General features: G+C 44.6%; 10 protein-coding genes. 5 read left to right on the forward strand and 5 right to left on the reverse strand.

Annotated elements, in window-relative coordinates; genetic code table 11:
* Positions 1-443: 443 nt before the first annotated feature.
* Positions 444-2,027 (reverse strand): glucan biosynthesis protein G, encoded by a 1,584-nt coding sequence (locus CKQ84_RS17630; protein WP_049821685.1) that lies wholly within the window; start codon positions 2,025-2,027, stop codon positions 444-446.
* A gap of 452 nt (positions 2,028-2,479) precedes the next feature.
* A complete protein-coding gene (gene pepE / locus CKQ84_RS17635; protein WP_105252216.1) occupies positions 2,480-3,193 on the reverse strand; it encodes a dipeptidase PepE in 714 nt (237 codons plus the stop codon).
* Positions 3,194-3,629: 436 nt separating this feature from the next.
* Between pepE and htpX the strand changes: the two genes are divergently transcribed.
* Positions 3,630-4,493 (forward strand): protease HtpX, encoded by an 864-nt coding sequence (gene htpX / locus CKQ84_RS17640; protein ID WP_006082065.1) that lies wholly within the window; start codon positions 3,630-3,632, stop codon positions 4,491-4,493.
* Between the two features lie 208 nt (positions 4,494-4,701).
* Here the strand turns inward: htpX and CKQ84_RS17645 are convergent, their stop codons facing one another.
* Positions 4,702-5,637: a LysR family transcriptional regulator ArgP gene (locus CKQ84_RS17645; protein ID WP_028759645.1), complete on the reverse strand. Its 936-nt coding sequence runs from the start codon at positions 5,635-5,637 to the stop codon at positions 4,702-4,704.
* A gap of 125 nt (positions 5,638-5,762) precedes the next feature.
* Here CKQ84_RS17645 and CKQ84_RS17650 point away from each other — a divergent pair, with 125 nt between their 5' ends.
* Entirely contained in the window at positions 5,763-6,380 is a 618-nt protein-coding gene (locus tag CKQ84_RS17650) for a LysE/ArgO family amino acid transporter (protein WP_028759646.1), read from the forward strand.
* Between the two features lie 245 nt (positions 6,381-6,625).
* On the opposite strand, the gene bcp is transcribed toward CKQ84_RS17650, so the two are convergent.
* Entirely contained in the window at positions 6,626-7,093 is a 468-nt protein-coding gene (gene bcp / locus CKQ84_RS17655; RefSeq protein ID WP_028759647.1) for a thioredoxin-dependent thiol peroxidase, read from the reverse strand.
* 3 nt (positions 7,094-7,096) lie between these two features.
* Positions 7,097-7,648: a glycine cleavage system protein R gene (locus tag CKQ84_RS17660; protein ID WP_028759648.1), complete on the reverse strand. Its 552-nt coding sequence runs from the start codon at positions 7,646-7,648 to the stop codon at positions 7,097-7,099.
* Between the two features lie 172 nt (positions 7,649-7,820).
* On the opposite strand from CKQ84_RS17660, the gene dapA reads away from it, so the two are divergent.
* From dapA to CKQ84_RS17675, 3 genes are all read left to right on the forward strand, one after another.
* Entirely contained in the window at positions 7,821-8,705 is an 885-nt protein-coding gene (gene dapA, locus CKQ84_RS17665; RefSeq protein ID WP_028759649.1) for a 4-hydroxy-tetrahydrodipicolinate synthase, read from the forward strand.
* Between the two features lie 3 nt (positions 8,706-8,708).
* Entirely contained in the window at positions 8,709-9,806 is a 1,098-nt protein-coding gene (bamC, locus tag CKQ84_RS17670) for an outer membrane protein assembly factor BamC (protein ID WP_105252217.1), read from the forward strand.
* A 234-nt stretch (positions 9,807-10,040) separates the two neighbouring features.
* Entirely contained in the window at positions 10,041-10,799 is a 759-nt protein-coding gene (locus tag CKQ84_RS17675; RefSeq protein WP_011071076.1) for an IS5-like element ISSod6 family transposase, read from the forward strand.
* Positions 10,800-10,887: the final 88 nt, after the last annotated feature.

Here is a 10,887-nt window from a genome sequence, read left to right on the forward strand (position 1 = left end):
TATATCGAGGCTTTTTTGCATTTAGATTTCTACTTTTAGTCGGCATTCTTCGTGAGGGGTTTAAGGTCAAACTTGACTGACACACTTAACGTACTGCTTACTTTAGTTCGCAGAGGTCCTTGCGGCGACGCACATCAGGAGAGGCTAATAACCCTAAAATCACACAATAGTGCTACGTTTTAAGCTGATAGTGTCATTTGAATTAAGCCTGTAGTTATGTTGGCAGAGAAGTCGGGCGATAAGGTATGGGATTATGTTTGCTGAAAAGCAGGTCGTGAGTTTTTAGCCTTGGCTTGTTCTATTTATGCTAGAGATAAAACCTATAAATAGTAAGCCTATAAATAAAATCCTAGGTATAAAAAAGCGCCAGTAAAAACTGGCGCTTTTATTCATTTACTCGGTCAGTTTATGCTTGTTAGACAGTGATACTCGTGAATATCAGCTTATTGCCAATCATCGCTATTCCAGCGGTACAGCCAAGTCGCTGCAAGTGGTTTATCGTCTTTCTTAAGCTGTATTCTCAGTTCGGCTACATTGGTACTTTCTGGTTCGAAGCTGATAAATACTCGAGCGCCATTGATGTCCGGGTGGGTGACAATCCGAGACGACAGGATTTTACCTTTGCTGATGCTGGCATCGATGATAATTTTATCAATATCTTGCGGCTTGATGTTACTGAAATCAATAAGTAATTCTTTGCCTTTTGCTAACACTTGCCCCTTAGTACTGCGGACAACACGTGCTTTTGACGCCGTAGAAGGGCTGTCGTTTGAGGCTGTTATGCGATAGGAGTATTTATAGGGCTGATCCTTTTTCAGTCCGCCTTGCGGCTCCCAATAGGCGACTATGTTGTCGTTGGTTTCAGCATTAGAGGGAATTTCAAGCAACACCAGTTGGCCTTTTCCCCAATCATTGAGGGGTTCAATCCATGCAGAAGGTCGAAGTTGATAGTTTGCACTCAGATCTTGATAGTCTTCAAATTTACGATGGCGCTGTATAAGACCAAATCCCTTTATATCTTCATCGCCAAAAGCACTGATCTGCAGTTTGTTAGGATTATTTAATGGGCGCCATAGGCGCTCGCCATTACCGCGATCGATTTGTAGGCCGTCGGAGTTATGTACTTGTGGGCGGTAATCGGGTTTATCTGAGTTATCGAGTCCGCCGAAGAGGAACATAGAGGTCAGCGGTGCAAGACCCACATGCTGGATATCTTTGCGTGGGAATAAGGTTACATCCACTTCGACACGTGATGGTGCACCAGGATAAATACCAAAACGATAGGCGCCAGTGACACTTTGGCTATCTAGCAGAGCATGAACCACAATTGCCGTCTGATATTTAGATGGGCGCTCAACCCAGAAACGCTTAAACAGGGGATATTCTTCACCTTTTGGCTGGGCGACATCAATCGCTAAACCACGATTAGACAAGCCATAGGTTTGCCCTTTAGAGAGCACGCGAAAATAGCTTGCACCTTGAAACATGATGAATTCATCTTTTATTTCATCATCATTGATAGGGTAATGTAAACGCACACCCGCGTATTGGCCCACTTGAGTGATGAGTTTTTCAATGGTGTCGTTAGGGACATCGAACGAAGCTTCTGTTAGCTCAATTGGAATAGCTTTGCTGTTTTCGACCACGTCGATATCGACAAGGTTTTTATAGAGAAAGCCTGGAGCAAAAAGTTGTACCGAAAATTTGGTCGGTGTTCCGCCCCAAATCGCGGCATTTTCTTGGTAATTGATTTTGCCATAGGTCGCGAAATCGAGATCAACCAGCTCTTTAGGTGCTTTTTTCGCTTCTTTAAATGGCTTTTGCGACAGTTGTTGGGCGAGTTCAATAACTGTGTCTTGGGAGAATTTTTTAGATTTCTTCTCTGGTGCAGGCGTTGGTGTTGTCTCTGCCGCTGCGGCATTGACGTTGTTTATGCCGACGACATAGACGATGGCGGTCAAGATGACAAAAGGTAGTTTTTTGAGTAATGCCGGATAACCGGTAGGGTAATTCATCATAAGATTCATTCGCAAAATGGAAACTCCTTACTAAAATGACGCTGATTCATAGGCACAATGTATGCTTCAGTCTATCTAATCCCTAAATATTAATAACTTGTCTGCTATAAAATCCTCAGTCGTGGGATTCGAGTAGCTGAGGTGAGGGATAATTTTACCTGCGTAGCTAGATATTTGTAACATAAATTATGCTTGGCGCTATTTTAGGTGCCGTTCTCAATACTTTGCGGTGTGATTTTTCGATAAGTAATCGCAATTGGTACTGCAGTAAAAACTGTCTTGGCTGAGCTAACACTGTTCTCATTGAATTCAGTGGCGTTTTTACACAAAATTGGCGCAGTTGAATCGAGAGTGTTAATTAAAAACTTACAATATCAAATGGTTAATCTTAATTATTGCTAATGAGTGATTCAGGCTCACGGTGTTAACTGTGAGCCCATTTAGATATGCTAACGTGGATATTATGACTTGAGTAAGTGCGATAGGTCACTGCCCACAGGAATTAGGATCTCTTGCTGCTCACCACAGAATAAATACGCAGGTTTGTCACCTAAGAGTGATAGTGTGTCTCCTTGTCGCCACAAAGCTGAGCCTTCAACTATGCCGATCACTGGGGTTAATGGGTCGACTTTAGTGAATTCTAATAACCGCTGGGCACGGGTTTCACCATTGTGGCCCGGTGCTTGGTAATTGGAATAGTGTGGATTGAGCTGGAACGGCACTAAGTTTAATGCGTTGAACGAAGGCGGTTCGATGATCGGCATATCATTAGTGGTGCGAATACTCAGTCCCGATACGTTTGAACCCGCGCTCCAGCCGATATAAGGTTTACCAAGGGCGACTTGCTCACGAATAAGCGCGACCAGATCATAATGATATAGTTGGTGTAACAGGTGAAAGGTGTTACCCCCACCGATTAAAATTCCATCGGCATCTTTTATTGCTTGTTTAGGGTCTGGATGCTGATGAATACCACTGATATCGAGTTCAAGCTCAGCTAGCCCAGTCACGACAGACGCTAAATAAGTGTCATAACTCATGCTAACCCCTGCATAGGGGATAAAAATCCATTTTTGTGCGTTGACGGTGAGCGGTTTAATAAAAGGGATCGCGTGGGCAAGATAAGGCGTATCACCGACACGAGAGCTGCTCAGTAGTAGGGCGTTGATTGTCATTTTGTATCCTGAAATCTCGGAGTGTATTGGTATGTTAACAAAGATTAATTCCGATAAACATAGAGAGTTAAAGCAGAATTGCGCTCTAGCACGGCTAGCAGCGGTGTTTTTCAAGATAGTGATCCCCACCAAGATGGAGCGTTCGGGGCATTCTACTTCTGTGTGGCATCAATGCAAAAGTCAGTGATTGATGCGCCTTGAATTAAAGCTCTCAGAACGCGATGAAACTCGTCTCTTGAGGTTGCTTGGGCATAAGTTTAAGTTTCGATTAATATACTGTCCCTAGACTCTCGGCCATGAAAGGCAGTGTCTATATACGAGAAAGATAACCTATTTTAAAAACTCTTTTCTTTTACCACTTGAATTTCGATGATTTGGACATATTATGTCTTTGAACTAAAGTTAAATGGCCTATTCTTGCCCTAAAGGAGCTGAAATGAAGCGTATATTTCTATTGATTGCGACTAACCTAGCTGTGTTGCTAGTAGCCTCAATTGTGATGTCTATTCTAGGCGTGAACACGTCTACTATGGGTGGACTGCTGGTGTTCGCTGCCATTTTTGGATTCGGTGGGGCCTTTATCAGCTTAGCCATTTCAAAATGGATGGCGAAAAAGACCATGGGTTGTGAAGTCATCACCACCCCACGTGACAGTACCGAACGTTGGTTAGTGGAGACGGTTGCCCGTCAAGCTAAGCAAGCGGGGATTAAAATGCCAGAAGTGGCGATTTATCAGTCGCCTGACATGAATGCGTTCGCTACTGGTCCAAGTAAAGACAATTCATTAGTGGCTGTCAGTACGGGTCTGTTATATGGCATGAGCCAAGATGAAATTGAAGGCGTATTAGCCCACGAAGTGAGCCACGTTGCTAACGGTGACATGGTGACCTTGACACTGATCCAAGGTGTGGTAAACACGTTCGTGATCTTCGCGGCCCGTGTGGTTGCTGGCATTATCAACAACTTCGTGTCGAGTAATGATGAAGAAGGCGAAGGTTTAGGTATGTTCGCGTACATGGCCGTTGTTTTCGTACTGGATATGCTATTCGGTATCTTGGCTTCAATCATCGTCGCTTACTTCTCACGTATTCGTGAGTACAAAGCCGATGAAGGTGCGGCACGTTTAGCGGGTAAAGGTAAGATGATTGCTGCGCTTGAGCGTTTACGCCAAGGCCCTGAAAGTACGGCAATGCCTGCACAAATGTCAGCCTTCGGTATTAACGGCAAACGCTCAATGGCGGAAATGATGATGAGTCATCCTCCATTAGAGAAACGTATTGCTGCGTTAAGAGCAAGCTAATAGATAGTGAGTTAGATTTTAAGTTTTAAGACTCACAATTTCGGGCTCAAACTTTGGTTTGAGCCCGATTTTTTATGCCTACCATTTAACTCACATTTGATGAAGCAAAAAGACGCCGCTATGAGAATCATCACACCGCGTTAAATACCATCGCGGGTAAATCGCTGTAGATTCATGCGGGTTGTGCGTTCTGTCTTGATGCAACAAATCATACCTGCAGCAAATTATGCTGCGCGGTTGCCGCAAGGGCGCGATAGACCAGTGTCGTTTGTTTTGCTTTGATATTCCAATGCTGCCAAAACAGCGGCACGCGCATGCGCCGTTCTGGGGTGATCTCAATCAGTATCCCTTTATCGATTAATGGTTTAGCTTGTAAATGCCCAACGAGCCCATAACCTAAACTCAAGTTAATCGCTTCTAAAAAGCTCTCGGAAGAGGGGATCGTATGTTGCCACCATTGCCCTGGGGTCATATTGAAATACTGGGCGAGAAACTTCTCATGCAACTTATCTTTGGTGGAGAACACTACTGCTGGCGCCTTTGCTAACTGAGCTTGGTTGATGGCGTTGAATGACGAGGTGTCACTAAATGATGGAGTATCGCTCAGATCGCTAAAATAGCGTGCGGCAAATTCGGGCGTGGCCACACACAAATATTCCATGGTGCCTAAAAATTCACTGCTGCAACCCGCCATTGGTACTTCGGTTGTGGTGACACATCCGACCGCTTCACCATTTTTCAATAGATGATGGGTGTAAGACTCATCATCGACAATTAATTCCAATAACCAAGCGTGGCGACTGAACATGCCTGCTAGCGCAGGTAAAAACCACGTGGCCAAACTGTCGGCATTCACAGCGATGCGCACTGTAGTTGGATGGTTGGGATCGTCGGCGTCCATCTCGGCTCTTAATTCACTCTCGAGTAATTGTACCTGTGAATAGTGACGCAGCAGGCGCTTACCTGTGGGCGTTGCGACCACAGGATTGGAGCGAATAAGCAGTGACTGACCGACTTTTTCTTCAAGTTGTCGAATGCGCTGTGATACAGCCGACTGGGTGATGTGCAGCACTTTGGCAGCGCGGTCGAAGCCGCCTTCCGAGACCACAACGGCGAGCGCTTTGAGATTCGCGTATTCCAGCATAGTCATCCTCAAATGAGTGTGTTTGGACCGTTATTAATTTTACTTATGATACATAAAAAACATTAGTTATATTAATTTTGTTGTTTTGACTATGCTAGCGCCTTCTTTGAACATGAGAGGTGGTTATGCAAGCGGCATTTATACAGGGTATGGGGATTGGTGGGAGTTTGATTATTGCTGTGGGCGCGCAAAATGCCTTTGTGCTCAAGCAAGGCATTAAGCGCTCATACCCGTTACCGATTGCCTTGCTCTGCTCTATTATTGATGCGCTGATGATCACTGCGGGTGTCGCGGGGCTAGGACATATTATTGAGTCGTTTCCCACTATTAAGCATGTGGCGAGTTTCGGTGGTGCCGCGTTTCTACTTTGGTATGGTGCGAATGCGCTAAAGGCGTCGTTTGTGGCTAAGGGCATTGAGATGGATCAGGCCGATAATGCGGACACATTTAAGAAAGCCGTACTGACGACGCTTGGGATCAGTTTGCTTAATCCGCATTTGTATCTTGATACTGTGGTGTTGCTCGGCAGTATTAGCACTCAATTTGATGATTTCGATCGGCCTTGGTTTGGCGCGGGTGCCGTACTGGCATCATTTATTTGGTTTTTTGGCTTAAGTTTTGGTGCGCGTTTGTTAGCGCCCATTTTTACTCGCCCAGCCGCATGGCGTTATCTTGACCGTTTTATTTGGTTAACCATGTGGAGCATTGCCGCTGCGATTATTTGGCCCTATGTGGCAGGATAAACCGGTGTTGGGATGCCATAGAATACGGGCATAGCTGAATACTTTTGCGGATTTTTTGCTCGGTTTGACTGCATCTTGTGATATGAAAGTGAAAATTTTTCATGAAAAAGGTCCTGATTTCAGGACCTTTTCGTTATCGATTGCCGATTATTTATTCAGGCTGCCAAGTTCAACTCACGACGTTTACACTTTTGTGCCGATTAAAGCAGCAGCTTGAAGCCTTGTATTCGTCGTCATATTAGTCATTAACCCGCGATTTGCGCGAGTACGACTTCATGGTGATCTTTGGTTTTAAACTTATCGAATACGTGGGCGATGGCGCCGTCGGTATTGATAAGGAAGCTTAATCTATGAATGCCATCATAGGTTTTTCCCATGAATTTCTTTTCACCCCAGACCCCAAAAGCGTCTGCGACACTGTGGTCTTCATCGCTCAGCAAAGTGAAGTTGAGTGCTTGTTTCTCTGCAAATTTAGCCAGTTTAGCCACAGGATCTGGGCTAATGCCAAATACAGTGACATTATGACTATCGAGCTCGGCTTTACTGTCACGTAGACCGCAGGCTTGAACTGTGCAACCCGGCGTTGATGCTTTCGGGTAAAAATACACTAAAACAGGGCCTTGCTTAAGGCTGTCAGCCAGCGATACTGAGTTGCCATGTTGATCTTGCAGTGTAAAGTGAGGCGCTTTTGCCCCAGCCGTTAAGGTATTCATCTATTATCCTCTGTCCTCTAAGATGGCAGTGCCTTCCATACGACGAATAGTACAATCTAAGGTCATATCTTGGGCGAGCTGATAGATACTCTGTTCGAGCTTTTCTAGTTCAACTTTTTCAGGAATATTAATGGTTAGCGACACATTTTGCGTTTGTTCACCACCTGGGAGTTCCTCAGAAAATGAACGTACTGCGGCAAGATCTAATGACCTGTCAGCAAGGAACTGGGTAATGCGTTTAATGGTGCCGCGTTGGTCCTTACCCGTGAAGCGTACTTCGAGGCGAGAAAGGTAGTTTTGTGGTGTGTGTTTAGAGGTGCGTTTCATCACCGTCAACAGTTCTAACTCAACGCTGAGACTGGGGAACATACTTTCAATTTTCGTTATTGATGCCCACGAGCCAGACAACATCATGATCAGGGTAAATTCGTTACCAAATAATGCCATACGGCTGTCGACGATATCGCAGTCACAGTCACTGGCAAGTCGAGCTAGTTTACTTACAAGTCCAGGACGGTCGAGACCCATCGCTGTTACGACCAGGAAATTGGTCATGAATTTTCCTCACTTTTTCGATATCATAGAGCGAAAACTCAGGGTTAAAGCTGAGTTTTTGTGCGGGATGTAATGCTACCATAACTAATTCAATTTGAGAGCCCCGTTAATGCTTGTCATTAGTGGTTGGCATCAGTACCATAGCGAATCCTGAAATCTTGGGGAAAGTCAGATGATAAACGGAAGCATCGTAGCCTTAATCACGCCAATGAACAGTGATGGCTCAGTAGATTTTGCAAGTCTTGAAAGGTTAGTCGAATTCCATATTGACCAAGGCACAGATGCCATTGTGGCCGTTGGTACTACTGGCGAGTCAGCGACTCTGCCTATGCCTGAGCATGTAGCGGTCGTTTCACAAACCGTTAAATTTGCTGCGGGACGTGTTCCTGTCATTGGTGGCAATGGCGCCAATGCCACATCTGAAGCCGTTGAGCTCACCAAGTCCTTATCTAAGGTGGGTGTTGCCGCTATGCTTGGCGTAACGCCATATTATAATAAGCCAACGCCTAAGGGATTGATTGCGCATTATAAAGCCGTGGCCGCTAGCACAGATATTCCACAAATTCTTTATAATGTTCCAGGTCGTACTGCCGTTGATATGCTGCCAGAAACTGTTGCCGAGCTTGTTAGCGTAAGCAACATTATTGGTGTAAAAGAGGCGACCGGTGACTTATCCCGTGTAAAACGTCTGCGCGAACTGTGCGGCGACGATTTCCTCTTGTATAGCGGTGATGATGCCACTGCCAGAGAGTTTTTACTCTTAGGTGGAAATGGCGTAATTTCTGTGGCTAACAACATAGTACCAAAGGCTTTTAAAGCTATGTGTGATGCGGCGCTCGCTGGCAATGCCGAGTTGGCTCAGAGCATAGATACCCCGCTGCGCGGTTTGTATAGCACACTGTTTTGTGAAGCCAACCCTATCCCAGTAAAATGGGCTGCCCATCGTATGGGTTTGATTGAATGTGGCCATATTCGTTTACCTTTGACTGAACTTTCTGAGCAATGTCATGGTCTGTTGATAGAAGCAATGACTCGTGCCCAGATAGAGGTTAAATAATTAATGTTAAAGAAAGTCACTCCACTGATCTTAGTTGCTGCGGTTGCAGCCTGTAGTTCGCCACTTGATCGCCGCCAAGCGAACGGTAACGACGACTATGTTCAGGCCGAGCAAGCGCCTTTGCTTAAGATCCCCGCGGGATTAAAAACGCCACCCTACAATAAAGAATTCGATGTACCAGCACTGGGTTCTAAAGTGAATGCTTCGCTGTATGGCAAAAACTTAGATATCCGTCCGCCACTGCAAGTACTGCCAATGGCGGAAGGTACTCATGTGGAAGAGGGCAGTGACAACATTAAAATCGTGGTTGAATCCATCGACAATGCTGTGGATTTGAAACAAGAAATCTTCATGAACTTAGATGGTTTCTTTGCTCAAAAAGGTATTGCTGTTCGTAGCCGTGATTTTGACAAAGGCAACATAGAAACCGATTGGATTGAAAGCCGTGAAGTGATTGAATCGAGCATGTGGGGTGCGGATAAAGTTTATCTGTTGCGCCAACGCTATCGTTTTGACGTGGAAACGCGTCCACATGGTCGTACTGCCAATATCGTTATTCACTTAGTTGAACACGAAGAGTTCTACGACGATAAAGCGCAACAAGTTTTATTAAGCGGTGAAGATAAGCAAAGATACACTATTGATATGCTGAACAGCGCCATTGCGTATATCAGCGTTAAGCGCGACCAAGCAATCCAATCGAATCGTTTGAAGCAAACCTTAGGTATTAATGTTGATCTCGTGACGCCTGAAGAAGGTAAAGCTTACTGGTCTGCTAAAGCCTCTTACAAGCAAGTGTGGGATCGTCTACGCATAGTGCTACCAGAAATGGGCTTTGAAATTGCCGATATGGATAGTGCTAAAGGATTGTACTTTATCAAGTTTGACGATAACTCTGGTTTCTGGAGTTCATTGTGGGGCGAAGATAAGTTAGCACTGAAAGAAGGTAGCTACCGTTTACTGCTTGAAGATGGTGATACTCCAGAAGAAACGAAAATCTTCCTTCGCGATGGCGAAGATCAGCCATTAAGCGATGAAGTGGTTAGCAATGTGTACCAGTCACTGTCAAACCTTATGAAAGAAGAACGTCAAATACGTTAATTTCAGCAGTTGACTAGAAAAGGGCGAATTATCGCCCTTTTTTATTGGCTGCGATTTGAGTTTTAAGCTGGGAGTTGTCGATTATCTAGGCGATCTGTGTTTCAGGATTTAATTATCTATATACCAATTTTTTTCAAATGTTTTTAGGGTCTGTTGATCTTTCGAGAGTGATTTTTAGACAGCATGGCAAGACGTTATAATTTGCTTCGCCAAAAGTAACCATAACCTCAAGCCATGCCAAGACTTATGCTAACCGATGCACGCTGGGAAAAGCTATTTCATTTAATGAAAAGCACAGGCCGTGTTTATGACAAACCTGAACATAGACAAACATTCGAAGGTATTCTTTACCGCCTTAGAACAGGTATCCCTTGGCGAGATTTACCTAAAGAGTTCGGTCATTGGAGCACGGTCTTTAGACGGTTTCATTTATGGTCTAAGAAAGGCGTTCTAGCACATTTATTCAAGGCCTTAGCCAACCTTGCTGATATAGAATGGGTCTTTATTGATGGCTCGATAGTGCGGGCTCACCAGCACAGTGCAGGTGCAGCGACGCTAAGTAATGAGAGTATTGGTAAAAGTCGAGGCGGTAATTCAACCAAAATTCACTTAGCCGTCGACAGCGGAGGATTACCGATTTATTTCGAATTATCAGAAGGCCAAAAACACGATATTACACACGCCCCCAGCTTAATTGAGCACCTGAAGCAGGTTGATACCGTCATTGCAGATAAAGGTTATGACAGCGATGCTTTTCGTGAACTTATCGCAAATAAAGGCGGGAAATCTGTTATTCCAAGGCGCCGCTATAAGAATACACCTCAAGAAAGAGTCGATTGGTGCTTATATCGGTATCGACATTTAGTGGAGAATGCTTTTGGAAGAATTAAGCACTATCGAGCAATATCAACAAGATATGACAAGCTAGCAAGAAATTACGCCAGTATGGTGTCACTGGCGTTTATGTTAATGTGGCTGCCGATGTATTGCTGAACAACATTTGTACAGCAAAGATCAACAGACCCTAGTGATAAATGTTGATTTAGTGGTGATAAGTAAAATTAATCACTTAACAACCTTG

It is taken from the genome of Shewanella sp. WE21 (assembly GCF_002966515.1).
In the GTDB taxonomy this organism is placed as follows: domain Bacteria; phylum Pseudomonadota; class Gammaproteobacteria; order Enterobacterales; family Shewanellaceae; genus Shewanella; species Shewanella oncorhynchi.